This is a genomic window from Streptomyces sp. NPDC057939 (assembly GCF_042887545.1).
Taxonomy (GTDB): domain Bacteria; phylum Actinomycetota; class Actinomycetes; order Streptomycetales; family Streptomycetaceae; genus Streptomyces.
Genome location: NZ_JBHVPG010000005.1, coordinates 118,319 through 144,393, shown reverse-complemented (window position 1 = coordinate 144,393; position 26,075 = coordinate 118,319). Strand labels below are relative to the sequence as shown.

20 protein-coding genes are annotated in these 26,075 nt (G+C 73.8%); 11 read left to right on the top strand and 9 right to left on the bottom strand.

What is annotated here, in order from left to right; all coding sequences use genetic code 11:
• Nucleotides 1–3: 3 nt before the first annotated feature.
• Nucleotides 4–1,323: an ABC transporter substrate-binding protein gene (locus ACFVS6_RS08355; RefSeq protein ID WP_389701819.1), complete on the bottom strand. Its 1,320-nt coding sequence runs from the start codon at nt 1,321–1,323 to the stop codon at nt 4–6.
• Nucleotides 1,324–1,516: 193 nt separating this feature from the next.
• On the opposite strand from ACFVS6_RS08355, the gene ACFVS6_RS08350 reads away from it, so the two are divergent.
• Nucleotides 1,517–2,884 carry an ROK family protein gene (locus ACFVS6_RS08350; protein WP_389701818.1) on the top strand — a complete coding sequence of 456 codons (1,368 nt, stop codon included), beginning with the start codon at nt 1,517–1,519 and terminating at the stop codon, nt 2,882–2,884.
• A 695-nt stretch (nt 2,885–3,579) separates the two neighbouring features.
• Here ACFVS6_RS08350 and ACFVS6_RS08345 read toward each other — a convergent pair.
• A complete protein-coding gene (locus ACFVS6_RS08345) occupies nt 3,580–4,680 on the bottom strand; it encodes a LacI family DNA-binding transcriptional regulator (RefSeq protein WP_389701816.1) in 1,101 nt (366 codons plus the stop codon).
• A gap of 23 nt (nt 4,681–4,703) precedes the next feature.
• Nucleotides 4,704–7,178, bottom strand: a complete 2,475-nt coding sequence (locus tag ACFVS6_RS08340) for a glycoside hydrolase family 3 C-terminal domain-containing protein (RefSeq protein ID WP_389701815.1) — start codon at nt 7,176–7,178, stop codon at nt 4,704–4,706.
• 430 nt (nt 7,179–7,608) lie between these two features.
• Here ACFVS6_RS08340 and ACFVS6_RS08335 point away from each other — a divergent pair, with 430 nt between their 5' ends.
• Nucleotides 7,609–8,607, top strand: coding sequence for an alpha/beta hydrolase family protein (locus ACFVS6_RS08335; protein WP_389701813.1), 999 nt, complete (start codon nt 7,609–7,611; stop codon nt 8,605–8,607).
• Nucleotides 8,576–9,433, top strand: a complete 858-nt coding sequence (locus ACFVS6_RS08330) for a CocE/NonD family hydrolase C-terminal non-catalytic domain-containing protein (protein WP_389701811.1) — start codon at nt 8,576–8,578, stop codon at nt 9,431–9,433. The genes ACFVS6_RS08335 and ACFVS6_RS08330 overlap by 32 nt, the downstream gene beginning before the upstream one ends.
• A 51-nt stretch (nt 9,434–9,484) precedes the next feature.
• Here ACFVS6_RS08330 and ACFVS6_RS08325 read toward each other — a convergent pair whose 3' ends face one another.
• Nucleotides 9,485–10,222 carry an SDR family oxidoreductase gene (locus ACFVS6_RS08325; protein WP_389701809.1) on the bottom strand — a complete coding sequence of 246 codons (738 nt, stop codon included), beginning with the start codon at nt 10,220–10,222 and terminating at the stop codon, nt 9,485–9,487.
• 123 nt (nt 10,223–10,345) lie between these two features.
• On the opposite strand from ACFVS6_RS08325, the gene ACFVS6_RS08320 reads away from it, so the two are divergent.
• Entirely contained in the window at nt 10,346–10,837 is a 492-nt protein-coding gene (locus ACFVS6_RS08320) for an RrF2 family transcriptional regulator (protein ID WP_389701807.1), read from the top strand.
• 75 nt (nt 10,838–10,912) lie between these two features.
• On the opposite strand, the gene ACFVS6_RS08315 is transcribed toward ACFVS6_RS08320, so the two are convergent.
• Nucleotides 10,913–13,465, bottom strand: coding sequence for a SpoIIE family protein phosphatase (locus tag ACFVS6_RS08315; RefSeq protein WP_389701805.1), 2,553 nt, complete (start codon nt 13,463–13,465; stop codon nt 10,913–10,915).
• 485 nt (nt 13,466–13,950) lie between these two features.
• Nucleotides 13,951–14,739 carry an SDR family NAD(P)-dependent oxidoreductase gene (locus ACFVS6_RS08310; RefSeq protein ID WP_389701803.1) on the bottom strand — a complete coding sequence of 263 codons (789 nt, stop codon included), beginning with the start codon at nt 14,737–14,739 and terminating at the stop codon, nt 13,951–13,953.
• Between the two features lie 110 nt (nt 14,740–14,849).
• Here ACFVS6_RS08310 and ACFVS6_RS08305 point away from each other — a divergent pair, with 110 nt between their 5' ends.
• Together ACFVS6_RS08305 and ACFVS6_RS08300 are read left to right on the top strand one after the other, a co-directional pair.
• Nucleotides 14,850–15,452 carry a TetR/AcrR family transcriptional regulator gene (locus ACFVS6_RS08305; RefSeq protein WP_389701802.1) on the top strand — a complete coding sequence of 201 codons (603 nt, stop codon included), beginning with the start codon at nt 14,850–14,852 and terminating at the stop codon, nt 15,450–15,452.
• Between the two features lie 224 nt (nt 15,453–15,676).
• On the top strand, nt 15,677–16,465 hold the full coding sequence (locus tag ACFVS6_RS08300; RefSeq protein ID WP_389701800.1) for an SDR family NAD(P)-dependent oxidoreductase: 789 nt from the start codon (nt 15,677–15,679) through the stop codon (nt 16,463–16,465).
• Between the two features lie 158 nt (nt 16,466–16,623).
• On the opposite strand, the gene ACFVS6_RS08295 is transcribed toward ACFVS6_RS08300, so the two are convergent.
• A complete protein-coding gene (locus tag ACFVS6_RS08295; RefSeq protein ID WP_389701798.1) occupies nt 16,624–18,561 on the bottom strand; it encodes an ATP-binding cassette domain-containing protein in 1,938 nt (645 codons plus the stop codon).
• A gap of 387 nt (nt 18,562–18,948) precedes the next feature.
• Here ACFVS6_RS08295 and ACFVS6_RS08290 point away from each other — a divergent pair, with 387 nt between their 5' ends.
• Nucleotides 18,949–19,809, top strand: coding sequence for an SDR family oxidoreductase (locus ACFVS6_RS08290; RefSeq protein WP_389701797.1), 861 nt, complete (start codon nt 18,949–18,951; stop codon nt 19,807–19,809).
• Between the two features lie 112 nt (nt 19,810–19,921).
• Here ACFVS6_RS08290 and ACFVS6_RS08285 read toward each other — a convergent pair whose 3' ends face one another.
• On the bottom strand, nt 19,922–20,998 hold the full coding sequence (locus tag ACFVS6_RS08285; protein WP_389701796.1) for an RNA ligase (ATP): 1,077 nt from the start codon (nt 20,996–20,998) through the stop codon (nt 19,922–19,924).
• Nucleotides 20,999–21,265: 267 nt separating this feature from the next.
• Here ACFVS6_RS08285 and ACFVS6_RS08280 point away from each other — a divergent pair, with 267 nt between their 5' ends.
• The 4 genes from ACFVS6_RS08280 to ACFVS6_RS08265 all read left to right on the top strand — a co-directional run bounded on the left by ACFVS6_RS08280 (nt 21,266) and on the right by ACFVS6_RS08265 (nt 25,211).
• Complete coding sequence (locus tag ACFVS6_RS08280; RefSeq protein WP_389701794.1) at nt 21,266–22,009, top strand: SDR family NAD(P)-dependent oxidoreductase; 744 nt, start codon at nt 21,266–21,268, stop codon at nt 22,007–22,009.
• 74 nt (nt 22,010–22,083) lie between these two features.
• Nucleotides 22,084–22,734: an HAD family hydrolase gene (locus ACFVS6_RS08275; RefSeq protein ID WP_389701792.1), complete on the top strand. Its 651-nt coding sequence runs from the start codon at nt 22,084–22,086 to the stop codon at nt 22,732–22,734.
• Nucleotides 22,735–22,915: 181 nt separating this feature from the next.
• Nucleotides 22,916–23,812, top strand: coding sequence for an alpha/beta hydrolase (locus ACFVS6_RS08270; RefSeq protein ID WP_389701790.1), 897 nt, complete (start codon nt 22,916–22,918; stop codon nt 23,810–23,812).
• Nucleotides 23,813–23,972: 160 nt separating this feature from the next.
• Complete coding sequence (locus ACFVS6_RS08265) at nt 23,973–25,211, top strand: serine hydrolase domain-containing protein (protein WP_389701788.1); 1,239 nt, start codon at nt 23,973–23,975, stop codon at nt 25,209–25,211.
• 25 nt (nt 25,212–25,236) lie between these two features.
• Here the strand turns inward: ACFVS6_RS08265 and ACFVS6_RS08260 are convergent, their stop codons facing one another.
• Nucleotides 25,237–25,989, bottom strand: coding sequence for a peptidoglycan-binding protein (locus ACFVS6_RS08260; protein ID WP_389701786.1), 753 nt, complete (start codon nt 25,987–25,989; stop codon nt 25,237–25,239).
• Nucleotides 25,990–26,075 lie beyond the last annotated feature (86 nt).

Below are 26,075 nucleotides of genomic sequence, written 5' to 3'. Positions count from 1 at the left end.
GACTCAATTCGCCATCTGCTGCTGGGCCTTGGTGAGCTTGGCCTTGACCGACTCGGTGGTGACGGGGCGACCGGCGGCGGCCTCGGCGAAGAGTTCCTTCACGGCGGTGCCGACGGCGGTCTCGAACTGGGACTCCTCGGGGACCTGCGGGAGCGGCGCGGCGCTGGTGCCGAGGGTGTCGCGGAGGACGGTGAGGTCCTCGGTGGCGAAGGCGGGGTCGCTCTGGGCGGCCTTGACCGGCGGGATGGATCCGTAGGTCTTGTTGAGGACCTTCTGCTCCTCGTCGCTGGTCATGAACTTGACGAACTTCAGCGCGCCGTCGATGTTGTCGGTGTTCTTGAAGACCGCCAGGTTGATCCCGGCGACCATCGAGTTGGTGTTCCTGCCCGCGCCTGGGGCGCCGCCCGCGGGGACGGGGACGGGGGCCACGCCCCAGTCGCCGTCCTTCATGCCGTTGGCCTTGAAACTGGTGGCGGCGCTCTGCCACAGGACCATCGCGGTGCGGCCGTTGGCGAAGTCCTGGAGCGACTGGTTCTTGTCGTACTCGGCGTTGCCCGGGGCGATGATCTTGTCCTTGGCCATGAGGTCGACGTACTGCTTGACGGCCTCGACGTTGCCCGGGCTGTCGAACGTGGGCTTGCCTGCGGCGTCGAAGAAGGCCGCGCCGTGCTGCTGGGAGAAGACGAAGGCCTGATGGATGTTGTTGGAGAGGTTGGACCCCTCGGCGCCCAGCGCCCACTTGCCGTCCTTGGAGAGCTTCTGCCCGGTGCTCACCATCTCGTCCCAGGTGGCGGGCGGCTTCTCGATGCCGGCCTCCTGGAACATCTTCTTGTTGTAGTAGAGCGCGTACGACATGGAGTAGAGCGGTACCGCGGCGGGGTCCTGACCGGCGGCGCCGGCCGATCCGATGGCGGAGGCGACGAAGCGGTCCCTGCCGCCGATCGCGTCGAAGTTCTTGGCGTCCCAGGGCAGCAGGGCGCCGGTGGCCTGGAGGGAGGAGGACCAGGTGTTGCCGATGTTGAGCACGTCCGGGCCCTGACCGGAGGCGGTGGCGGCGAGGATCCGGTTGAGCAGGTCCGACCAGGGGACGACTTCGAGCTTGACCTTGATGCCGGTCTGCTGCTCGAACTTCTTGAGTTCGGGGCCGAGGGTCGCCTCGTCCGCCGCGATGTCGGGGCCCTGGTTGGACGCCCAGTAGGTGAGCTCCTTGGGGGCGGTGTTGGTACCGCCCCCGCTGTCCGCGGAACCGCCGCCGCAGGCGGTGGCGGCGACGGCGAGGAGGGAGACTGTCACGGCGGCGGCAGCGGCTCGGGATCTGCGCATGGCGGATCGGCCCCTTTCGGCAGGGTCGTGGGAAGGCCGGTGAGCGGGGCCCGGGTGTCGTCGGCCCGGGACCTCGGCAGCACCTGATGCGTCCAGGCCTTAATTTAGGACGTGAGTTAAGCCTCGGGAAAGGGTCGCGTCAAGGGGTCGCGCAGGGGTATGTTGCGAGCGAAGTCACGGCGGAAGGGGCCAGATGACCACGGGGCGTAGCGGACGTACGGTGCGGGACCTGCGGCGCGGCAACCGCAGCGCCGTACTGCAGCGGTTGTACTTCGGCGGACCGATGAGCCGGCAGGAACTCGGGCCCGCGACCGGGCTGAGTTCCGGATCGGTCAGCAACGTCGTCGGCGAGCTCGTCGCCGACGGGCTGCTGGAGGAGGCGGGGATCGTCGATTCCGACGGCGGCCGGCCGCGCACCCTGCTCCGGGTGGCCCCCGGCAGCGCGCACATGATCGGCGTGGACGTCGGCGAAACCCGGGTCCGGGTCGAGCTGTTCGACCTCACCCTCACCGAACTGGCGCGTACGGAGCTGCCGTTGCTGCCGCGCGGCTGCTACGACGTCGGCCCGATCGTGGACCACGTACGGACGGGCATCGCGACCGTCCTCGCCGACGCCGGGGTGGGCACCGAGCGGCTGCTGGGGGTCGGCGTCGGCGTCCCCGGGATCATCGACCGCGAGGCGCCCGGCGGGACGGTCGTGCACGGGCAGACCATCGGCTGGGACGCGGTCCCGTTGGAGGCGCTGCTCCGCGCGACGAAGGCCGTCCCGGAGGAGGTCCCGTACCTCATCGACAACGGCGCGCGGACCCTCGGCCAGGCCGAGATGTGGTTCGGGGCGGGTCGGGGAGCTCGGGAGGCCGTCGTGGTCCTCTTCGGGTCGGGCGTCGGCGCGAGCCTGATCACCGACGGTTCGGGCACCGCCCTGGAGTGGGGCCACCTGACCGTGTCGGTGGGCGGCCGGCGCTGCCGGTGCGGGGCGCGGGGCTGCCTGGAGGCGTACGCCGGGGCGGAGTCGGTCCTCGCCCGCTGGGCGGAGCGGGGTGGCGGACCGGGGCCGGCGAGCGGGGGCGTGGGCGGCGGTGACGGTGACGGTGACGGCCGGACGGTCGGGGCCGGCGGGGTCGTCGGGGTCTTCGAGCCCGACGAGGAGGAAGCGCTGTCGGCGCTGCTCGACGCGGCGGGCGCGGGGGACGCGCTCGCCCTGGCGGTGCTGGAGGAGACCGCGGAGTACCTCGGCGCCGGCCTGTCGGACGTGATCAACCTGTTCCGACCGGAACGGATCCTGATCGGCGGCTGGGCCGGCCTGTTGCTGGGCCCGCACATCCTGCCTGCCGTCCGGGAGCACGCGACGCGCTACTCGCTGCGACACCCCGCGGCCCGGGTGTCCATCGACCTCGGCTCCCTGGGACCGGACGCCGTCACGGTGGGCGCGGCGACGCTCCCGCTGTCGGCGTTCTTCGCGGCGGGCGGCCGCCGCGCCCTACCGGAACCCCCCGCCGAACAGCCGGGCTGGCAGACCGCCATGGAGGTCCGCGGCAGCACCGGCCAGAGCCGGGGCTGAGCCCGGGCCCCGACAGAACGGCGCACCCTGCCGGGGCCGGGGACCGGCAGGGTGCGTAACGGCGGGCCGGCCCGGGCCCGGCCCGCGGGTAGGGCACGTGGCGGCTCCGTACGTAGGGCACGTGGAGCACGTGGCGGCTCCGCACGTAGGGCACGTGGAGCACGTAGCGGCTCCGTACGTACGAGCCCGACCGACCCGCATGAACCGACGGCCCTGTACGAGCCGCCACCGCCCGCGCCCGCGCGCTCCGCGTGCCCACCCGGGGCCGCCGCTGCGCCCGGCCGGGGCCACGGGTGCCGCCGGCGGGTACCGGAGGACAGGAACCGCTCGGCCGCACGACGAACCCACCCGAAACGCGGCACCGGCGAACCGGCTCCGCCCCCACCAGCCCGATGCCCCGGGCCCCGCACCCGGGGCCCTTCGGGCACACCCGGCGGAGCCGCCGGGGAATGGCCCGCGCCCGCGCCCGCCCGGGAACATCCGAACAAGCGCGCCCGCGGGTCGGGATCCGGCGGGGGCCGCGAGGGGCGTGGCGGTCCGTCACGACTACGGGGCACGGTGCCCGAGCTGCCGAGCAGGGCGGGCCGTCGCTCCGGGGCATCGGGCCGGGTCGGATCGTCGGGGCGGAGCGCCGGATCGGGGCGTCGCGCCCCGGCATCGCGCCGGGGGCCGCAGTGCCCCCGGTGGCGCGCGGGTCAGGTGGAGTCGCGGATCACCAGGGTCGGGGTGAAGAGGACCTCGGCCGGTTCCGGGGGGCCGTCGCCGGTGAGGCGGTCCAGGAGCAGGCGGACCATCTCCGCCGCCATGTCCTCCACCGGCTGGCGCACCGTCGTCAGCCGCGGACGGGCCGCCGTGGCCGCGCTCGAATCGTCGAAGCCGACCACGGCCACGTCCTGCGGAACCCGACGCCCGTGCTCCCGCAGCACCAGGCAGGCCCCCTGGGCCATGAGGTCGTTCGCCGCGAACACCCCGTCCAGGTCGGGCCGTCCGGCCAGCAGTCGGCGCATCGCCCGCTCGCCCCCGTCGACGGTGAAGTCTGCCTCGGCGACCGGCCCGAGGTCGCTGCCGGCCGCCTCCGCGAACCCGGCGAGCCGTTCCCGGCTCGCCGTCACCTCCCGGGGCCCGCCGATCGCCGCGAGCCGCCGGCGGCCCCGCTCCAGGAGGTGCCGGGCGGCGAGCGCCCCACCGTCGCGGTGCCGCAGGTCCACCCGGTCCAGGACCCGCGCGGCCGCCGCGGGGCGGGCGAACAGGACGGCGGGCAGCCCGGCCGCCGCGAGCATCCCGGGGAGCGGGTCGTCACCGCGCGTGGTGACGAGCAGCGCGCCGTCCGCCCCGCCCTCCCCCAGGTACGACACCACCTGTGCGCGGTCCCGCGCCGAGTCGGCGAACATCAGCACCGGGTACACCCCGCGCGGCCGCAGCGCGCGCACCACTCCGCCGACCACCCGCCCGAAGAACGGGTCCTGGAGGACTCCGGGCGCCGCGTCCTGGTCCCCGACCGCGGCGCCACCGGTGCGGCCCCCACCGGAAACGCCGTCCGCGTCCGTGCCCGCCCCGCAGACCACCAGGGCGATGGCGCCCGAGCGTCGCGTGACGAGCGAGCGGGCCGCACGGTTCGGTACGTAGCCGGTTTCGGCGATGGCCCGCCGGACCGCCTCCTGGATGCCCGGATCGACGTTGCGGACGGCGTTGACGACGCGGGACACCGTCGCCCGGGACACGCCCGCCGCGCGGGCCACGTCCTCCAGCGTCGGGGCCGTCCCGGTCCCCGTTCCCCTGCGACCCCCTGTGTCCATGGCCGCACTGTAGCCGTCGGGGTTCAGGCGTCGAGCGCCGCCCGCAGCGGAAGGTTCCCGGCGGTGGGCCCGGCCAGGAGGGTGAACCGGCCCGGCTCGGTGACCCAGTCACCGGCCGGCGGCGACCAGTGCTGGAGGGCGCGCACGGGGATCCGTACCCGGGCCGTCGCCCGGTCCCCCGATGCCGCCCGCACGGCCGCCCAACCGGCCAGCCAGCGGACGGGGCGCTCGACCGTCGATCCGGGCCGGGCGAGGTGGACCTGGACGACCTCCCGGCCCGGCCGGCTCCCGGTGTTGCGCACCTCGACCGGGACCTCGTACCCGCCGTCGGGGAGCGGGACGGGCGTGCCGATCCGCTCGAACTCCCAGGTGGTGTAACCCAGTCCGTGACCGAACCAGTAGGCCGGCTCCCGGCCGGAACGCAGCCAGCCGCGGTATCCGATGTGCAGGCCCTCCTCGTACGGGAGGACGCCGCGGGTGGGCCCGGTGGTGCGGACGGGGGCGTCGGCGAGGGCGTCGGGCCAGCTGGTGGGGAGCCTTCCGCCCGGTTCGGCGCGGCCGAGGAGGACGTCGGCGAGGGCGGCGCCGCCCTCCTGGCCGGGGAACCAGGTGAGCAGAACGGCGGCGGGGTCCTTCCGCCACGGGAGCACGACCGGTGCGCCGCAGTTGACGACGACGATCGTACGAGGGTTCGCGCGGGCGATCTCCCTGAGGAACTGCCCCTGGAGGGGGTCCGTTTCGAGGGTGTCACGGTCACGCCCCTCCGATTCCCCACCCTCATCGCTGCCGACGCACACGACGACGGCGTCGGCCGCGCGCGCGGCGGCCAGCGCGGCGGCCCGCGCCCGCCCCGGCTCGGGGTCGGGCGGCGCGGCGGTCAGCACGGTGGCCCGCCCCGTCCCGGAGGCCAGTGCCCGGCGGGCGACGACGCGGACCGGCCGGCCGGCTTCGAGGGTGATCCGGGCCGTCCGTTGGGGCGGGCGGACGTGCACGACGGCGGGGTCGTCGGTACCGGGCGGGAACTCCCCTTTCAGCAGGGTGACTTCGTCCACGTCGAGCGACATCTGCCCGAAGCCGCCGAGCCCCAGGGTCCAGGGGCCGGTCACATCGGGGTGGAGCACCGCCTCCAGTTCGATGGTGGCCGCGCCGGGCGGCAACCCCGGCTCCAGGACGCGGCCCGAGGGCTGCGCCTGCGAGCGGAGCACCGCCCCGGCGGCGTCGAGCACCCGCAGCCGCACGCCGGGCAGGCCGGTGTCCGGGTCGCGGGCGTACCGGGCCCCCAGCGGCGCGGGCTCGGCGGCGCCGGCCCACCGCGGGCCGGGCTCGTACACCACCCGTACCCGGTCGGGCAGGGCGGCCCGCAGCCCGGCCAGGGGGGTCACCACCCCGAGCGGGAAGACCTCGGAACTCCCGCCGCCCTGGACCCGGGGCTCGGTGGCGTGCACCCCGATCACGGCGAGACGGTCGAGCGCGGGGGCTTCGAGCGGAAGTCCGCCGGCCCGGTTCTCCAGCAGCACGAAGCTCGCGGCGGCGCTCTCGCGCAGCAGACGACGTCGCGGGCCCGACCCGGGGCCGCCGAGGTCGGGGCGGGGCCCGGACCGCGCTCCCCTCCCCCCGCCCCCGTCGTCCGGCTGCCGTCGGCCGTTCAGGGTTCCGACGCGGGCGGCGAGCCGCAGCAGGCGGCGCACCTTGTCCGCGACGGCTTCGGCCGGTACCCGGCCGTCCTCGACGGCGACGGCCAGGGCCTCGCCCCACGGTCCGGCGGGTCCGGGCATGGCGAGGTCCTGCGCGGACGCCGCCGCGGGCACGGTCGAGCGGACGGCTCCCCAGTCGGAGACGACGACCCCGTCGAATCCCCACTCCCCCTTGAGGGGCTCGGTGAGGAGCGAACTCTCGCTCATGGTGGTCCCGTTGACCTTGTTGTAGGCGGACATCACCAGCCAGACCCCGGCCCGGACGGCGGCCTCGAAGGGCGGGAGGTACAGCTCGCGCAGGACCCGTTCGCCGAGCCTGGCGTCGAGGGTCAGGCGTTCCGTCTCGGAGTCGTTGGCGACGTAGTGCTTCGCGGCCGCCGCGACGCCCCGGGATTGGATGCCGGAGATCAGGGCGGCCCCGGTCCGACCGGTGAGCAGCGGGTCTTCGGAGAAGCACTCGAAGTGCCGCCCGGAGAGGGGACTCCGGTGGAGGTTCAGGTTGGGTGCGAGGACGACGTGGACCCCCTTGCGGCGGGCCTCGTCGCCCAGGAGCCCGCCGAGACGGCGGACGCGTTCCTCGTCCCACAGTGCGCCGAGCGCGCTCGCGCAGGGCAGCAGGGCCGAGGGGTGGTTCTCGTCCCAGCCCGGTCCGCGCACCCCGGCCGGGCCGTCGGAGAACACGATCGCTCCGAGGCCGACGGCCGGTTCGGGCGGGGTGCGCCAGGTGTCGGAGCCGGTGAGGAGCCGGATCCGCTGCCGCAGGTCCAGTCCGTCGATGAGTCGTTCCGCGTCGCTGCCGCGCATGTACCGACCTCTTCACGCCTGTTGCCGATGGGAGAGCGCTCTCCCAGATGATCCCGAGGCGTCGGTCGCACTGTCAACGGGCCGGACACACGCGCCGATCGGCGCCGGTGGCTCCGTGGTGGGGTGGAGCGCCGGTCCGGCGTCGTTCCGGTCCGGGGGCCGAACTCCGTCGGGGTTCGCATGTGTTCACCGGCGATTCCAAGCCGGTCGGTTCCGAGCGTTCTCGACCGTCCCGGCCCGCCCGGTTCACGGATTTGACAGCTTCCTGAGAGAAGTGATGCCGGGGAGTATCCAAACCACCCGATAGATTGGCATACCGTTGATTCCCGAACCATCGGGTATGTCCTGTTAGTTGCTGCCTCGGCACCCTCCTGAGCTGGAACGATGCGGATCACCACAGCACCGGTCCGGCACGAGGAGAGGACAGTTCATGAGCCATCCGCAGGAGGACGGCGCGATCGGCGCGGTCACCACGGCGCAGTTGAACCGAATCGCCCGGGACGGCGTCCGCGCCTCCCCCACCGCGCTCGATCCGACCGCCGTCAACCTGGCCGAGGCACTGGTCGCCACGCTGGGCGGCGCGGCGCGGACATCCCTGTTGCCGCCCGATCTGCGGCAGCAGGCCGATCAGGTGCGGCAGCGGGCGACCATCGGATTCCCCCGGATCGCCTCCGACCTGGACGGCGTGCGCCTGTCGGCACACACCATCAGGCTCGACACCACCGAACCTCGACCCGTGGTGATCGTGCCGGCGGGCTGGACCCCCTTGGGCTGGGCCCTGTTCGAATACACCTACCTACAACTGGCCCTCCGCGGCTACCACGTGCTCGCGTACACCCCGCGCGGCATCGGCACGACGGTGGCCCTCCCCGGCGGCGGTTACGTGGACGGTCCGTTCACCTCCGAAGGCACGATCGACGTGGCAGGCCCGGCGGACTGGGCGGACGGCACCACCGTCATCGACTACGCCCAGCGGTACTTCGAACCGAGCTCGATCGCCTTCCTCGGCGAGTCGTACGGCTCCGGCATCAGCCAGCTCGTCGCGGCGAACGACCCGGCCGGACGGGTCGGCGCGGTCGTCGCCCTCAGCACCTGGGGCAACCTCGCGACCAGCCTCTACGACAACGACACCCGGCACCTGGCCGCGGTGAGGGGCACTGACAGGTTTCACCGGCGGCCCGGTCGAGCGGAAGTTCGACGCGGCGACGCAGCGGCTGCTGGCGGACTTCGACGCCGGACGCAACCTCGAGGAGGTGGCCGCCTGGGGCACGGTGCGGGCGCCGTCCTCCTACGTCGACGCGACCAACGCGCGCGGCGTCCCCACGTTCTTCTCCAACACCTGGCACGAGACGCTCTTCCCCGCCAACCAGGTCGTCGAGCACTTCGAGCACCTGACCGTGCCCAAACGCCTGAACATGTGGATCGGTGACCACGCCGCCCCCGAGGGCGCCGGTCTGACCATCCCGTTCAGCGGGCCGAACGTGCCCGTCGAGGAGGCGTTCGCCTGGCTCGACCACCACCTGCTCGGGGCCGACAACGGCGTGCCCGACTGGCCGGCGGTCAGCAACCAGATCATGTTCACCTACCTGACCCGGACCGACCCGGAGACCGGGAAGGACGTGATCACCGAGCCCGCCGTCCGCGAGACGAGGCCGTCCTGGGCCGAGGTCACCACCTCCACCGAGCGCTGGTACCTGACCTCGGCCGCTCCGGGCGGCCGCGACGGCGGACTCGACGCGGAGCCGGAGATCGGGTGGCAGCGGGAGTTCACCGCCGGATACCCGACCGAGGCCACCGCGGTCGACGACCCCGTCATCACGGGTCAGGCCGAGTGGAACGGCAGTCCGAAGACCTATCCGACCGGCAAGTTCGACCGTCGCCACCTCGCCGTGTGGACCAGCGCGCCCGTCGAGTCCGCCCGTCGGATCCGCGGTGTCCCCGAACTCGCCCTGACCGTCCGCAGCTCGGCCGCCTCCGCCACCCTGGTCGCCCTCCTCCTGGACCTCGCCCCCGACGAGACCGCCCGCATCGTCACGCACGAACCCCTCACCCTGCCGGACCTGACCCCCGGCCAGGACCGTGACGTCTCCTGGCGGCTCCAGGCCGCCGGGTACGACCTGGCGGCTGACCACCGGCTCATGCTCGTCCTCACCGGCAAGGACCCGCTCTACTCCGACGCCGGCGTCGAGGACAGCACCACCACGATCACCTCCGACGGAAACCGCCCCGCCCACCTGTCACTGCCCCTGGGCTGACGCGCGGGTCCGGATCCGGCGCCCCGCCGCGCACCTTCAGCCCCGACCGGCTCACCGGGAGCGCAGCCACTCCTCGTAACGGGTCGGGGCCAGGCGGGCGCCGGGGCCGGCCGTGAGGACGTCACCCTCGACGACGGCGAACATGCCGGCCCGCTCGTCGGTGACGACCGTACGGTCGTCCTGTCGGAACGACAGCGTGAGGCGGCCGAGTTCGTCGAGGGGGAGGACGTCCGGACCCGCGACGTCGAGCGTGCCGTTCAGCGGCGCGGCGGTGGCGACGTCGGCGAGCGCGGCGACCACGTCGGCCGTCGCCACGGGCTGGACCGGGGTGGCGGGCAGCCGCACGGTCCGGTCGTCGGCGGTCCAGGACATGACGGCGTCCACGAACTCGAAGAACTGGGTCGCGCGCACGATCGAGTAGGGGGTGGGGCCGCCGCGCAGCAGCTCCTCCTGGAGGGTCTTCGCGCGGTAGTAGTCCAGTTGCGGCACCCGGTCGACCCCCACGATGGAGAGGATCACCTGGTGTCGCACACCCGCGCGTTCCCCGGCCGCCAGCAGGTTCTCCGTGGTGGTGCGGAAGAAGGCCGGGGAGGCCTCGTCGAACGTCGGCGAGTTGCTCACGTTCACCACCGTGTCCGCGCCCGCGAGGGCCTCGTCGAGGCCGGCGCCGGTGAGCAGGTCGACGCCGGTCGACGGGGAGGACGGCACCACGTCGTGTCCGGCCGCACGGAGCGTGGTGACGAGTTGGGTGCCGATCAGTCCGGTGCCGCCGATGACCGTGATCTTCATGGCCGTGTCCTTCCGTGAGTCGAGCGCGACTCCCTGCCGGCCGCAAACTCGGACAACTTATGTCCGGGATGATACTCGGATAGTCTGTGTCCGAGTCAAACGGAAGGGCGAACGGGAGGGCGCGTGAAACTGTCCGGAGGCGTGGAGTGGGCGCTCCACTGCTGCGTGGTGCTGACCGCGGCGAGCGAACCGGTACCGGCCGCCCGCCTCGCCCTGTTGCACGACGTCTCCCCCAGTTACCTGGCCAAGCAGATGCAGGCCCTGTCCCGGGCCGACCTGGTGAAGTCCGTCCAGGGCAAGACCGGGGGATACGTCCTGACCAGGGCCGCTTCGGAGATCACCGTCCTCGACGTGGTGCAGGCGGTCGACGGTGCGGGACCGGCGTTCGTGTGCACCGAGATCCGTCAGCGAGGCCCGTTCGGCACGCCGCCCCAGGACTGCACGAAGCCGTGCCCGATCGCCCGCGCGATGGCCGCCGCCGACGAGGCCTGGCGGGCGTCGCTCCGGGAGGTCTCCGTCGCCGATCTCGTCGGTTCGGTGGAGCGGGACAGCGGACCCGAGGCCCTGCCCGGCATCGGCGCGTGGCTGGATTCGACGGCCGGATCCCGGGACTGAGGGCCCGGGCCGGGGCGGGCCGCCGCGGCCGGTCCGAACCCGGGCCGCGCACCGACACCGCCTCCCCGCCCCCGGTCACCGCGTCCGCGCCGCCGTTTCCGCGCGCCGGAGCAGGAGCAGGGCGATGTCGTCCGTGCGCGGGGCCACGTGTTGGGCGTGGGCGACGAGGCCGTCGGCGAGGTCGTCGACCGGCCGCGCCTGGGACAGGTGGGCCGCGGCTTCGCGGATGCAGCTGTCGAGATCGCGTCCCGGGGTCTCGACGAGGCCGTCCGTGTAGAGCGCGAGGAGCGTGCCGGGCGGGAACGGGATCTCGGTGCTCTCGTAGACGGCGTCGGGATCGATGCCGAGGAGGATCCCCGGGCTCAGGTCCAGGGTCCGGGCCGGTCCGGTGGGGTGCTGCAGGAGGGGCGGCGGATGGCCCGCGGTGGCCAGGCACGCCGTGTGGCGGGCGAGGTCGATCTGGACGTACAGGCAGCTCGTGAACAGTCCCGGGTCCAGGTCGGTGAGGAGCCGGTTGGTCCGGGCGAGGACCTCCCCGGGCGGGGCCCCGGCGGTCGCGTGGACGGCGGTGCGGACCTGCCCCATGAGCGCGGCGGCGTTCACGTTGTGCCCTTGGACGTCGCCGATGGTGGCGGCCACGGTGGCGCCGTCGACGCGGATGAGGTCGTAGAAGTCGCCGCCGACGTCGAGGCCGTGGGCGGCGGGCAGGTAGCGGGCGGCCACGTCCAGACCGGGGACGCGGGGCAGGGTGTGCGGCAGCAGGTTGGTCTGCAGGCTGCGCGCGAGCCGGTGCGTGGAGTCGTACAGCCGCGCCCGGTCCAGGGCCTGGGCGATCAGGCCGGCGAGCGCGGTCAGGACGGCGCGTTCCCCGGGGACGAAGGGGTGCGGGTGCCGGTAGGCGAGGACGAGGGACCCCACCGGGCGGCCCGAGGCGATCAGCGGGAGGAAGGCCCAGGCCGACATGCCGTCCTGGATGACCGCGGTCGGGTACGCGGCCAGCAGTTCGTCGGGGTTGGCGTAGAAGAGGGCGCTGCCGGTCCGCAGGACACGCGTGGTCGCCGTGCCGGAGGCCATGGGTTCGCCGTCGAAGCGGGCCATCAGCTCTGCGGTGTAGCCGCGGAACCCCACGATGCGCAAACGCTGTTCGTCCACGACGAGCAGCGCCATGGCCTGCGCGCCGAGGGCGGGAACGAGCTGGTCGGCGGCCTGGTCGACGACGTCCTGGGCGTGCGCCGCCTCGGTGAGGGTGGCAGCCAGGTGCATGAGTTGGTAGAGGGCGGTGGCACGGCTCGGCAGGTGCGGTCCCTCGTCGGGGTCGGGGTCCGGGGCATCGGTCGCCTCCGTGTCCGCGGCGGTGATGCGGACGCTGATGCCCGAGCCGTCCGGGTGCAGTTCGAAGCGCAGGTTCCGGTCGGGCGGGCGTACGGCGACGAAGCTGCGCGACATGCGGCTGATGGCGGCGGCCCGGTAGTGGTCCTCGATCACCGGGGTGTCCATCCAGGGCAGCGCCTCCCAGGGCAGCGCCCCGATGAGGTCGGCCACCGGGGCGCCGAGCAGTTCGGCGGCCTCGGTGGTGAGGAAGGTGATCCTCCCGTTGAGGTCGAGGGCGCAGCTGCCGCCGGGGAGGCGACGTACGAAGGCCAGTCCGGCCGCCGCCTCCACTGGACCGGGTGTCGGCGGGGGCGGCGGCTTCATGATCACGGGCTGGGCGGCCGCGGCGATCGGACGCCCGGCCTCCTCCGCCTCCCTCAGGACCTGAGCGAGGCGCCGACACCCGGCGTCGATCGCGTCCCGCTCGGCGGGTTCGAGAAGGGGCGCATGCGAACCGGGCCACAGCAGCACCAGACCGGCCGCCGCCACCGCTCCGTCGGGCCGGGGCGGGGTCGGGTGGCCGGCGGGGTCCGGGGAGACGGGGGCGTCGCCCGTCGGGGTCGGGGTCGGGGACGCCGGGACGTGGGACGCCGGGGCGGGGCCTGCCGGAGGTGGGCCCGCCGGAGGTGGGCCCGCCGGGGGCTCTCCCGTGGTGGCCGGACCGGCGGAGGCGGGGGCCATCGGGGGCGGGGATGCCGGGAGGGGCCCTGTCGGGACCGGGGCCGTCGGGGTCGGGGCCTGTCCCGTGGTGGCCGGACCGGCGGGGGGCGGGGATGCCGGGAGGGGGGCTGTCGGGGACGCCGGTGTCGACGGCAGTCCTGCGATGGCCGGGCCCCCGGGGGGCGGGGCCGTCGGGGTCGGGGATGCCGAGGTCGGGGGCTCTCCCGTGGTGGCCGGACCGGCGGGGGGCGGGGATGCCGGGAGGGGGGCCGCTGCGAGGGCGAAGGCGTAGGGCAGGACCAGCGCGAGCCGGGGGTAGCGGCGGGCCGTCTCCTCGCGTCCCCCGAGCCAAACGAGGCGGCCGTCGCGGACAGCGTCGGCGACGGGGATCCGGTCGTCGAGCCAGACCCGCGACCAGGGCGCCGCGAGGTCGCGGGCCACTCCGCAGGTCAGGGCGAGGTGGAGGACCCGCCCGGCGGGTTCGGCGAGGTAGAGCATGCCGGTGGACGCGCCCGTGGCGCGGACCACGGCGTGCAGGGCCGTCTCCAGTGGTCGTCCGGCCGCCGGATCGTCGGGGCCGGCAGGTTCTTCCGGCACCTTCCCATGGTCCCCCATGCCCTCCGGGTCGGGGCGCCGGAGCGTTCCCGGCGAATCCCGTAGGGGCTGCTTCGGCCGCCGGACGCCGGGTCCGGTTCCGGCGGACGCCTCAGCCGGCTCGGCCGCCGGAGGCCGGCTCCCCTTCCCGCGGACGCCTCGGCGCTCGCGCTTCGGGCTGGGCTGGGCTGGGCTGGGCTGGGCTCAAGCCTTCGAGGTTGGGCTCCAAGCCCTCGGCGATGGGCTCGCGCCTTCGAGGTTGGTTCAGGCCCTCGGCGCTGAGCCCGCACCTTCGAGGCTCGACCCAAGGCCCTCGGCGCTGGGCCCGCACCTTCGAGGCTGAACCCAAGGTTTCGGGGTTGGGCTTGGGCCTTCGGCGCTGGGCTCGCGCCTTCGGGGGCGGACCCGAGCCTTCAGTGCTGAGCTCAGACCTCTGGCCCTCGGGCTCAAACCTCCGCCCCTCGGGCTCAGGCCTTCGACGCCCGGGCTCAGGCCTTCAGGGCCCGGCCCGCGACGGTCAGCGCGAGGCGGCGGGGGGCGAGCCCGGAGGCCAGGGCGGACAGCCGGTTGCCGAGGCCCGCGACGACGCTCGGCGGGGTCGAACCCCGCTCCAGGGCGCGGCGGGCGGTGGTGACGACCTGCTCGGGCGTGGCGACCTTGCCGACCACGGCGTCACGGCTGCCGACCACGTCGAAGAACTCGGTGCTCGTCGGCCCCGGGGACACGGCGAGGACGCGCAACCGGGACCGCCGGGTCTCGTACGCGATGGCCTCGGTGAAGCTGAGGACGAACGCCTTGGTCGCTCCGTAGACCGCCATCGCCGGGGTCGGCTGGTAGGCGGCGGTACTGGCGAGGGTGATCAGAGCGCCCCGGCCGTCGGCCACCAGATCGGGCAGGAAGGCCCGGGTCAGGCCCGCCACCGCGGCGACGTTGAGCTGGATCATCCGGTCGACCTGCGCCGGGTCCTGTTCCAGGAGTGCGCCGTGGCTGCCGAAGCCGGCGTTGTTGATCAGGGTCTGCACCTTGATGCCGCGGGTTTCGAGCTCCGCGTGCAGGGCCGCGCCCGCGCCGGGGAGGGCCAGGTCGGCGGCCAGGGCCGTGGCCCGGATGCCGTACCGCTTCTCCAGGTCCCGGGCGAGTTCTTCGAGCCGGTCCAGGCGGCGGGCGACCAGGACCAGGTCGGCGCCGCGCTCGGCCCATTGGTGGGCGAACTCGACACCGAGTCCCGCGCTCGCCCCGGTGACGAGGGCCACCGTACCCCTGTACGTCATCGACATGTCGGTTGCTCCAGTTCCAGTTCGTGGAAGGTCTGCGTCATAATCAATGTAGGCATCGACATCATTGTAGTCAATGACAACATTGCAGGACCGAGAGAGGGGAAACCGTCTTGACCGCCGACGGGTCGTACCACCACGGCAATCTCAGGGCCGCCCTGCTGGAACGGGCGGAGGTCGTCCTCACCGAGGCCGGGGTGGAGGGCCTCAGCCTGCGCGGTCTGGCCCGCGACCTGGGCGTGAGCCACGCGGCGCCTTCCCGGCACTTCCGCGACCGACAGGCCCTCATGGACGCCCTCGCCGTCAGCGGCTTCACCACCCTCAACACCCGCATGCGCACGACCTCCGACTCCGGGGACCCCCGCCCGATCGGGGCGCGCATGGCCGAACTGGGTCGGGCCTACGTGGACTTCGCCGTCGCGCACACCGCGCTGCTGGACCTGATGTTCACCGTCAAGCACGCCGACGGCTCCAGCGAGGAGCTCCGCGAGCTCGGCCGGGAGAGCCTGCTGATCGTCGCCCGGTTGCTGGAGGAGGGGCAGCGGTCGGGAGCCGTGCGTACGGGTGACCCCGAACGCCTCGCCCAGGTGGCGTTCTCGACCGTGCACGGACTCGCGACGCTCGCCGTCGCCTCCCTCCTCGACGACACCCCGCTGTCCGAGGCCACGGACCTGGCCCTGGACGTCCTGCTGGCCGGGCTGCGCCCGAGGGACTGATCTGCCGGAACCGGTCGGCCGAATCCACGCATCCACGAATCCACGGATCGACTCATCGACCGGTCGGCACATCGGGCCCATCGCCCCATCGACCAGTCGGCGCATCGACCGGACGACGGATCAGTACAGAGGTGATGAATCCGGCACTGCGGGGAAGTCGGAAGGGGACGGCGGCGACGGAACCGCGCCCCCGACAGGCAACCGCAGGCAAGGCAGGTACAGGCGTGCTCATCGACCTCTCCGGCAGGACCGCGCTGGTCACCGGATCGACGCAGGGAATCGGCGCGGCCATCGCGTCGGGGCTGGCCGACGCGGGTGCCCGGGTGGCCGTCAACGGTCGTAGCCGGAAGTCCGTGGACGAGGCGGTGGAACGCCTCTCGGCCCGGGGTGGCGAGTACGTCGCCGCCCCGGGCGACATCGCGACGGAGGAAGGCGCCCGGGCCGTCTTCGACGCCGTCCCGGATGCCGACGTCCTCGTCAACAACCTCGGGATCTTCGGCGCGCGGGCCGCCCTGGAGATCCCCGACGAGGAGTGGCGGCGCTACTTCGACGTGAACGTCCTCACGGCCGTCCGCATGACCCGCCACTACCTGCCGGGCATGATCGAGCGCGGCTGGGGGCGCGTGCAGAACATCGCCAGCGACTCGGCCGTGGTCATCCCGGCCGAGATGATCCACTACGGGATGTCCAAGACGGCCCTGCTCGCCGTGGCGCGCGGGTTCGCCAAGGAGGCCGCCGGCACGGGGGTGACCGTGAACTCCGTCATCGCCGGTCCCACGCACACCGGGGGCGTCGAGGACTTCGTGTACGAGCTGGTCGACCGGAACCTCCCCTGGGACGAGGCGCAGCGCGAGTTCATGCGACTGCACCGGCCCCAGTCGCTGATCCAGCGGCTGATCGAACCGGAGGAGATCGCGCACATGGTGGTCTACCTGGCCTCCCCGTACGCGTCGGCCACCACGGGAGGCGCGCTGCGCGTGGACGGCGGGTACGTGGACTCGGTCCTCCCGTAGCGGGCCCGGTCCTCCCGTGCCGGCGGCGGCGCGGGGATCGCGTACCCACGGGCCACCGGGGCGGTGCGGGAGGCCGCATCCGCCCCGGGAGGATCGGGGTCCCCGGAAAGGGGGGCCTGCGGGAGCAGGGGCTCGGGCCCTGCCGGGCCGGGGTGTTCCTAGCGGTCCTGGGAGAGCCGGACGAGTTCCGCGAAGGGGCCGTCCAGGCCCACGAGTTCCTCGTAGGTGCCCTGCTCCGCGATCCGACCGGAGTCGAGGACGATGATCCGGTCGGCGAGTCGGCAGTTCTCCATCCGGTGCGTGACGATCACGGTGATCCGGTCGTCCTTCATGTCGCGCAGGCCCGAGAAGACCATGTGCTCACCGCGCGGGTCCATGGCCGAGGTCGGCTCGTCCATGACCAGCAGGCCGGGCCTGCGGTGGAACGCCCGGCCGCAGGCGAGGCGTTGCCACTGGCCGCCGGAGGGCTCGTGGCCGCCCCAGACCGAGCGGGCCAGGAGGGTGTCCAGGCCGTCCGGGAACTCCTCGACGTTGGCGCGCATGCCGACTGCGTCCAGGGCCTCCCAGACGGCTTCCTCACCGCGCGGGTCGGGCCGTCCGAGGGTGATGTTCTCCCGGGCGGAGAACGGCCAGTGTCCGTACGACTGGGTCACGAGGCCGACGTGTTGCCAGGCGGTGCGCTGGTCGGCTTCGGAGGTCGGGACGCCGTCCCAGGAGACGCTGCCGGACGTCGGGGCCGTCAGCGAGGTCAGCAACCTGATCAGGGTGGACTTCCCGGCGCCGTTCTCCCCGATGACGGCGACGACCTCGCCCCGCGACAGGGTGAGGGTGACCGGCCCGAGCGCGGGCGTGTCCTTGCCGGGGTAGGTGTAGGTGGCCCCTTCGAGCCGGATCTCGTCCGGGGCGTTCTCCATCACCTGGGGTCCGCGCGGACCGGACTTCTCGGCCGCCTCCTTCACGAAGGCGGTGTAGTCCCCGAGGTAGAGGGCGTGTTGGAACATGGCCGCGCCGTAGACGACGAGTTGGGAGAGGGCCGCGGTGGAGGTCCGCATGGCGACGATCGCCGTGCCCGCCGCCGCGATGGCCATGTACCCGCCGACGACGAGCCCGGCGAGGGCCCCGTACGTCGCGACGACGAACACCCCGGACGCGGCGGCGGCGACCAGGTACACGGTGAAGTAGCGGGGCGCGGAGCTGACCATCCGGGAGTCGATGCGTTCGCAGACGGCCGCGTACCAGTGGTGGGCGTACGGCCGCATGCCGTTGCCGCGCAGCTCGTCGGCGAGCTTCGGGGTGGTCAGGTGCCAGCGCATCATGTGCTTGATGTTGCGTGAGGCGATGGTCTGGTTGTGGAGGCGGTAGTCGAGGCGCGCGGCGTGGACCGAGCCGAGGCCGCGGGGCACCACCGACAGCAGGAGCAGGGGCAGCAGGACGGGGTGGACGACGGCGAGGACGGACGCGACGGCGAGCATGTCGATCAGCCCGCCGGTGAAGCCGAGCGCGTCCTGGAGCAGCATGGCGGAGCGGGCGGATCCGGTCTCGGCGGCCTCGGAGCGTTCGGTGAAGTCGGGGGCGTCGTAGGCGGCGAGTTCGACGTCCATGTGGGCGTCGACCATCGCGAGGTCGGCGAGGGTGGCCATGCCGGGATTGAGGCGGCGGGCCGCGCCGGCCGCCGTGATGGAGGCCAGGGCCCCGAGCGCGGTCATCGCGGCGGCGATGACCAATGGCCAGGCGGCGGCCGAGATCCGTTCGTGCACGCCGTCGCCGGCCAGCAGCGGGACCATCGCCCGGGAGATCGCGGCGAGGGCCGCCGCCGTGCAGATCCCGCCGAGGATCTGGGCGGCGACCAGGACGTGGAACGCGGTGCGGTTGACGGCGAGCGCGAGCCGGGCGGTCTGCCGCAGCGCGGACGGCACGCGGCGGGCCATCTGCCCGAGCGACAGGGCCTCCATGGTGTCGTTGTGTTGGCCCCAGGTGTACTTGAACTCCGGCGGGGCGGGGGCGACGGTGGCCGGGGGCACGGGGAAGGCGGGGGCGGGGGGAACCGACTGGGGTGGTACGGCGGACTTCTCTTTCGCGGCCTGCTGCTCGGACATGCCCGATCTCCTTCAACTGGCTTGCAGTGGAGCCCTGTTCGGGCGACCACGCGCATGCCGGGGAAGCCCGGGTCCACGGTGGTGTGGAGGGGCGGCTGCGCGGTCGCGGGAACTGGAGGAGTGAGTACAGCGCAGGCCGACGACCGGAGCAGCGGGATCTGGCCGACCTCGCCGCGACGACCCCCTTGGCGCCGCCGCTGATCGTGTTCGGGAGCCGCCGGGCTGCCCGGCCGCCCGGACCCCGAGGTTGGCCGGAACCGACCGTTGTGGGGGTCCCCCTCCCGGAAACCACTTGCGACCGGCGGGTGTTGGCTCCGGTCCCTTGACGGCAGGCCGGACCGTCGTCCGGCCCGCGGCGGGGCGCCCCGTTCGCTACCGTGTCGACCCATGACGGTTCTGATCCTCGGCGGCAGTGGATTCCTGGGCACCGAACTCGTCCGCCAGGCCCTCGCGGCAGGGCACCGGACGGCCGCGACGTTCGCGTCCCGACCGGGCACGACGGCAGGGGTCGCATGGCATCACCTCGACGTGCGCGATCCGACGCGGGTCGCCTCGGTGATCGCGGAGGTGGCTCCCGGCGTCGTGGTCAACGCGTCGAGCGGCAATGACGATTGGGCGATCACCGCGGACGGCGCGCTCCGGGTCGCGCTCGCCGCGGCCCGGGCGGGGTCCCGCCTCGTGCACGTGTCCAGCGACGCGGTGTTCTCCGGCGCGCGCGTCCACTACGACGAGACGTGCGCCCCCTCGCCGCTGACCCCCTACGGCGCGGCGAAGGCGGCTGCCGAAACGGCGGTCCGGATCCTGCTGCCGGGTGCCGCCGTCGCCCGTACCTCGCTGATCATCGGACACGGCCGGTCGGGCCACGAACGCACCGTCCACGCCCTGATCGCCGGTACCCGCGACGGGGTGCTCTTCACCGATGACGTCCGCTGCCCGGTGCACGTCGAGGACCTGGCCGCGGCCCTGTGGGAGATCGCACTGTCCGAACTGGCCGGAACGTTCCACATCGCCGGGCCGGACGCCCTGAGCCGCCACGACCTCGGCCTGCTGATCGCCCGGAGGGACGGCCTCGACGGCGCGCGGCTGCCCCGCGGACGACGGACGGACACGTCCCTGCCGGGCGCCCTCGACGTACGACTTGACAGCCGCGCGACCCAGGCCAGGCTGCGCACCCGCATCCGCGGAGCCCGCACCTTCCTGTGCGGGGGCGGCAGTGCGGAGGACCCGACATCGACCGGGGCGCCCTGACGGGACCCGGGACACCCGCGCGGATCCGAGCGGTCGCGGGCCGCGGGCTACGTGGCCGGCGGGGGCCGGAACGCCCCGGCCGCACCCCGCACCCCGCGGCCCGCCCGAGCCGTCACTCGTACTCCGTGCCGCCCTTGCGGGTCAGGTAGCCGGGGCTGATCGCCTTCGCGATGGCACGGCCGCCGACCACCGGGCTGTAGCGCTCCGGCACCGGGCGGATGACGACGCCCTCGCGCAGGTGCAGTTCGCCGCCCGAGACCGTCTCCCGGCCGGAGGCCAGTTCCAGCACGGTCTCCAGGGCGTAGGGCCCCTCGAACAGCTGCGGCACCAGGGGCAGTTCGCCCTCCTCCAGGACCTGGGCGGGGTCCAGCCAACGCACCTGCCCCTCGATCTCCGCCGACACGTCGAAGACGGCGTATCCGGGCGGCGCGTCGGCGGCGTTCCCCCTGGCCCCGTACGGGAGGTCCTGCACGCCGGTCCCGTACACCTCCGCGAAGACGCCGACCCGGGTGGCGCCGAGCCGCCGGGCGAGCCGGGCCGCGACCTCCGGTACGCCGTGGCCGCGTACGGCACGCCAGTACAGGTTGCGGTCGTCCTCCTTGAGCGCCAGCCCCTTGGAGCCGAAGCCCTTGGAGGACACGATGACCCGCTCGGTCCCGGCCACGTACGTCATGAGGCAAGCCGTGCCGTGGAGTTTCTCGGTCAGGACCACGGTCTCGCCCGGCTCGAAGATCTGCGGGTAGCGCTGCAGGTTCTCGATGTCCACCCAGGGCATGAGTTCGGGAGCCGCTTCGACGTCACCGTTCATGGTCGTGGGAACGGGTGGCGACCACTTGACGATGCCCAGCAGTTCCGCGAAGTCGGTGCCCTCCTCGGCGGCGGACGCGAGGTCCACCCCGTCCAGCGCGCGGGGGCGGCACACCAACCCCTGCGACAGTTCCCCCCGTAGCCGGACCGCCTTGACCCGGTCGGCGGACCCCCCGGCGAGTCGGCCGGTCAGCCCCAGCTCCTCGATCAACCCGGCGGGCAGCACCGCCTGCTCCGGTATGTAGAGGGCGAAATCGCCGGTTCGGTAGGAGTCCTTGGCGACGACGGCGCGGTAGAGGCCCACTTGGGCCAGTTCCAGCGCATCGGCGTTCGGGTGGTCGTGGACGGTCAGCTCTTCGACGGTGACGCGCAGAGTGGACATGGGACGGCTCCTCGGTTCCGGTTCCGGTTCGGGGACGGGGCTGGGGAAAGGGATATGGGGACGGGGACGGGACGGTGCGTCGCCGCGGCACGGGTGAAGTCGGTCCGCGTGCACGCGAATTGGGTCGGCGCGGTGTCGGGGCCGTGCCCGTCCCCCGCTGCCACCCCACTCTCCACGCCGCCATTTCCGCTGGTCCAGCGGATATCCGGGTGTTAGCCTGCGCCGCGCCCGGCGCGTGGTTCCACGCGGCTCACACAGGAGGTTCGTATGACACGTCGGCCCGTCACGATCGTCACCGGGGGCAGCCGCGGCATCGGTGCGGCGACCTGTCTCCGGCTCGCGGGCGAAGGCCACGATCTGGTGCTGGGGTACGCCCGCGACGAGGCCGCGGCGGAGGCCACGGCCGTGCGCGTACGGGCGGCAGGGGCGCGGTGCGTGACGGTGCGCGGTGACATGTCCGAGGAGTGCGCCGTGGAACGGCTCTTCGACATCGCGGGCGCGGAGCTCGGTTCGGTCACCGGCCTGGTGAACAACGCCGGTGTGACCGGCCCGCTGGGCCGTCTCGTGGACGCCCGGACGGAGGACCTGCGGCGCGTGGTGGAGGTGAACCTCCTCGGGTACCTGCTCTGCTGCCGCCGGGCCGCCCGCGACATGGCGGCCGGCGGGGGCGGGGCGATCGTGAACGTGTCGTCGGCGGCCGCGACCCTCGGCAGCCCCGGCGACTACGTCCACTACGCGGCCACCAAGGCCGCCGTCGACACGTTGACCATCGGCCTGTCCAAGGAGCTCGGTCAGGACCGGATCCGGGTGAACGGGGTGTCGCCGGGCATCATCGAGACCGACATGCACGCGGCCATGGGCGATCCCGACCGGCCCGCCCGCGCCGCCGCCGAGATCCCGCTGGGCCGGGCCGGCCGGCCCGAGGAGATCGCCGGAGCCGTCGCCTGGCTGCTGTCCGAGGACGCCTCGTACACCACGGGCGCCGTCCTGCGGGTGGCCGGCGGCCGATGACCGTCGGGCGGGCCCACGACGCCCCGGTCGGGCGCACCGGGCAGCGGCAGCGGGCAGCCGCCTATGCTGCGGAGATGATCAAGCCGATTGAACTCGTGATATTCGACTGCGACGGAGTGCTGGTCGACAGCGAACGCATCGCCGCGCGCGTCCAGGTCGCGCTGGGAGCGGAGCTCGGCTGGCCCCTGACCGAGGACGAGGTCATCGACCGGTTCATCGGACGTTCCGGCGTCTCCATCCGCGAACAGGTCGCCGCGCGGCTCGGCGAGGAGACCTCCGTCCTGTGGTGGGACAGGTTCGAGCAGCTCCACCGGGATGCCGTGGACACGGCGTTGTCTCCCGTCGAGGGGTTGCCCGAGGCGCTCGACGCGATCACCCTGCCGATGTGTGTCGCCTCCAGCGGCTCCCACGAGAAGATGCGCCACACCCTGGGCCGCACCGGCCTCTACGAGCGTTTCGCGGGTCGCATCCACAGCGCCTCCGAGGTGTCCCGCGGCAAGCCGGCACCGGACCTGTTCCTGTACGCGGCGCAGCGGATGGGGGTCGACCCCGCCGCGTGCGTGGTCGTCGAGGACAGCCGACCGGGCGTTCTGGCGGCCCGCGCCGCGGGCATGCGGTCCTTCGGCTACGCCGGTGGACTCACCCGCCCCGAGCAGCTCGAAGGCCCCGACACCATCGTCTTCGACGACATGCGCGAACTGCCCGGTCTCATCGCCGAGCGGTGACCACCGGACCGTCGCGCCGACGCCGGTCCACGTGTCGATGTCGGCGGCGGTCCCCGCGTCGGTGTCGGCGGCGGTCCCCGGCCGCGCTGCGGACACGGGCACCGTTCGGCGCGTGATCGGCGGGCAATGCCCGACGGCCGGCGGACGACCCGGGGCGGGCGGTCCCGTGAGGATGGTCGCCATGGACCCCGAACTCGAAGCATTCGTACCGCTGTTCCCCCGCACCGACCTCACCGATCCGGTGGCCGCCCGCAAGAGCTTCGCGGAGCTGGCCGCCGCCGTACCCGCCCCGGACCTCACCGACATCGACGTCGAGGACCGTACGGTGCCCGCCGATCCGGCGGTCCGGGTGCGCGTCTACCGCCCGCGCCGGGCGCGGGGCGCCGTCGTCTGGTTGCACGGCGGCGGATTCCTCCTGGGCGATCTGGACACCGAGCACCCGTGGGCCGGCCGGATCGCCGCCGGCTCCGGCGCGGTGGTGATCTCGGTGGACTACCGGCTCGCCCCCGAACACCCCTTCCCCGCCGCCCTGGACGACGCCTACGCCGTACTGGGCTGGGCCGTCGAGAACGCGGCCGAACTCGGCGTCGAACCGGACCGCGTCGCGATCGGCGGCCACAGCGCGGGCGCCAACCTCGCGGCCGCCGCGGCGCTGCGGGCCCGCGACCGGGGCGGGCCTGCGATCCGCTTCCAACTCCTCAACCAGCCGGGGCTCGACGACCGGCAGGACACGTGGTCGGCGCGCAACTTCACCGACACGCCGTGGTTCCACCGTGACAAGGCCGCCGCCGGGTGGCGGCACTACCTCGGCGGCCGGCCCGCGACCCCGTACGCGGCCCCGGCCCGCGCCGAGGACCTGACGGGACTGCCTCCGGCCTACATCGCCACCGCCGAGTTCGACCCGAACCGCGACGAGGGCCTGACCCACGCCCTGCGCCTGCTCCGGGCGGGGGTGTCGGTCGAGGTCCACCAGTGGCCCGGCACCTTCCACGGCTCACAGGCGATCCTGTCCGCCGAGATCTCCCAGCGGCAGAACGCCGAACTCGGCGCCGTCCTGCGGCGTGCCCTGGCCGACTGAACCCCGGCCGGACGGGCCGCGACCACCGGCCCGCCCTCGAAACCCGCCGGACCGCCCCACCGCCCCCCATGCACGCCCCGCGCCCCGCTCACGCACCCGCGCCCGCGCCCCGCGCACACTCACGCACCCGGACACCGAACGAAGGACGAAGGACGGACCCATGAAGCTCCGCTCGAAGATCCGACTGGCGCTCTGCGCCGGCGTGGCCGCGATCACCGCCTGCGCCGGTACGGTGGCGGCGGCTCCCGCCCCGCACACCGCGACCGCGGGGCCCGCCCGCATCGACCCCGCGAAGCTGCGGTCCGCCCTCGACGGCGTCCACCGCGCGGGCGTACCGGGGGTGTTCGGCGAGGTGCGCGACGCCACCCGGACCTGGCGGGGCGCCTCCGGCGTCGCCGACCTCACCACCGGCCGCCCCGTCGGCGCCGACATGCGCCAGCGCGTCGGCAGCATCACCAAGACCTTCACAGCCGCCGCGATCATGCAGCAGGTCGAGCGGGGCCGGATCCGGCTCGACGCCCCCATCGGCGACCACCTGCCCGAGCTGGTGCCGGGGGAACGCGGCAGGAAGATCACGGTCCGGATGCTGCTCAACCACACCAGCGGCCTCCCGGACTACATCGTCCACGCGTTCCCGTCCCTCCAGCAGAACTCGCCCACGAGCCTGGACGACAACCGGTTCCGACGGTTCCGACCGGCCGAACTGATCGCCATGGGCGTGGCCGCGCCGCCCGCGGGCGAGCCGGGGGACCCCGTGGGCGTGTACTCCAACACCAACTACCTGCTCCTCGGCGAGCTCCTGGAACGGGTCACCGGCACCACGGCCGAGCGGTACATCACCCGCAACGTCATCGAACGCGCCGGCCTGCGGCACACCGGTTTCCCGACCGGGCCGCGCATCGACGGACCGCACCCGCGCATGTACGAGGCTCTGTACGGCCTGATCGACCCGCCGCGCGACTACAGCGTCTACGACGCGTCCTGGACGGGAACGGGCGCCGCCCTCGTCTCCACCATGGAGGACCTCAACCGCTTCTACGGCAAGCTGCTCGACGGCAGGATCGTCAGCCGGTCGTCGCTGGAGCAGATGCAGCGCACGGTTCCGGTACGCGCCCTGGACGGTTCGACGATCGTCTACGGCCTCGGCCTGCACAAGGTCGACATCGAGGGTTGCGGCACGTTCTGGGGGCACGACGGCACGGTCTGGGGAGCCAGGACCGTTTCGCTGACCCGGTCCGACGGCGAACGTCAGATGTCGGTCGCGGTCAACCTGGAGCGGTGGAACGAGCGTGACTCCGCGGGGATCCCGCAGCCCCATCCCATCGACGACGCCCTGTCGACGCTGCACCGGCAGGCACTGTGCGGCACCGGGGCGCCGACACCGACCCCGACGCCGTAGGGCGCGCACGTCCGGGCGGTGCGGATCACCCGAAGGCGGCGCGGGTCGCCGGGCCGTAGACGCCGTGCGGATCGCCCTTGATGCTGCGGTCCCGCTGCAACTGGGCCACGCCGCGTTCGGTCTGCGCGTCGTAGACGCCGGTCGTCGAGACGTACGTGAACCCCTGCCCGTGCAGCCGTTCCTGAAGGTCGCGCACCTCGGCGCCCCGGTCTCCGGGACGGAGGGTGCCGGGGGTCGCCGGCGACGGCTTCGCGGCAGTCGCGGGCGGTGTCCGGGGCGGTGTGGGGGTCGGGGTGGGCGGCGGCGTGGGGGACGTCGCCGTCGTGGACCCGGCCGGTGTGGTGGAGGGTGCGGCGGTGGACGTGCCGGACCCGGATCCGGAGGGGGCGGTCCCGGCCGCCGGGGCGTGCGGATCGGTGGTGCCGTCGGTGCCCGGGCTGCGGGCCGGCAGGACGGGAACGGACAGCTCCGGCGGCGGGACGGCCCGTGCGGGCTCCGGTTCGGGGGAACGGAGCAGCACCACGAGGGTGCCCGCGGCGGCGAGCGCGAGCAGCGCGAGCACCACCAACGGCCGCCGGTTCCCGCTCCGTCCCTCGACGGGGGACGCCTGCGCCGCCGGGGCACCCGTCGGGGCCGGCGCCCGTACCGGCACCGCAGACGGGCCGAGCGGCCAGGCGGGGGTCGTGACGGGGGCCGGGTTCGCGGGCGGGGTGACGTACGGGCGTACGAGCAGGCGGTCGTCGGGAACGGTTCCGCTCTGCTCGGTGTGGTGCGACACGCTGGTCTCCGGACTGGGGCGTCGTGCGGACGGGCCGACGGGGGCCGCCGGGAGGGAGCCGCCGGGGCCGGTCGGGGGCGCTGCCG

What these genes read in the sequence shown, in the direction of transcription:
- ACFVS6_RS08290 (WP_389701797.1), top strand. Translation starts at nt 18,949, where the DNA reads ATGACGGTTCTGATCCTCGGCGGCAGTGGATTCCTGGGCACCGAACTC.
- ACFVS6_RS08280 (WP_389701794.1), top strand. Translation starts at nt 21,266, where the DNA reads ATGACACGTCGGCCCGTCACGATCGTCACCGGGGGCAGCCGCGGCATC.
- ACFVS6_RS08310 (WP_389701803.1), bottom strand. Translation starts at nt 14,739, where the DNA reads ATGTCGATGACGTACAGGGGTACGGTGGCCCTCGTCACCGGGGCGAGC.
- ACFVS6_RS08335 (WP_389701813.1), top strand. Translation starts at nt 7,609, where the DNA reads ATGAGCCATCCGCAGGAGGACGGCGCGATCGGCGCGGTCACCACGGCG.
- ACFVS6_RS08270 (WP_389701790.1), top strand. Translation starts at nt 22,916, where the DNA reads ATGGACCCCGAACTCGAAGCATTCGTACCGCTGTTCCCCCGCACCGAC.
- ACFVS6_RS08355 (WP_389701819.1), bottom strand. Translation starts at nt 1,323, where the DNA reads ATGCGCAGATCCCGAGCCGCTGCCGCCGCCGTGACAGTCTCCCTCCTC.
- ACFVS6_RS08295 (WP_389701798.1), bottom strand. Translation starts at nt 18,561, where the DNA reads ATGTCCGAGCAGCAGGCCGCGAAAGAGAAGTCCGCCGTACCACCCCAG.
- ACFVS6_RS08325 (WP_389701809.1), bottom strand. Translation starts at nt 10,222, where the DNA reads ATGAAGATCACGGTCATCGGCGGCACCGGACTGATCGGCACCCAACTC.
- ACFVS6_RS08275 (WP_389701792.1), top strand. Translation starts at nt 22,084, where the DNA reads ATGATCAAGCCGATTGAACTCGTGATATTCGACTGCGACGGAGTGCTG.
- ACFVS6_RS08340 (WP_389701815.1), bottom strand. Translation starts at nt 7,178, where the DNA reads ATGCGCGGCAGCGACGCGGAACGACTCATCGACGGACTGGACCTGCGG.
- ACFVS6_RS08345 (WP_389701816.1), bottom strand. Translation starts at nt 4,680, where the DNA reads ATGGACACAGGGGGTCGCAGGGGAACGGGGACCGGGACGGCCCCGACG.
- ACFVS6_RS08350 (WP_389701818.1), top strand. Translation starts at nt 1,517, where the DNA reads ATGACCACGGGGCGTAGCGGACGTACGGTGCGGGACCTGCGGCGCGGC.
- ACFVS6_RS08285 (WP_389701796.1), bottom strand. Translation starts at nt 20,998, where the DNA reads ATGTCCACTCTGCGCGTCACCGTCGAAGAGCTGACCGTCCACGACCAC.
- ACFVS6_RS08265 (WP_389701788.1), top strand. Translation starts at nt 23,973, where the DNA reads ATGAAGCTCCGCTCGAAGATCCGACTGGCGCTCTGCGCCGGCGTGGCC.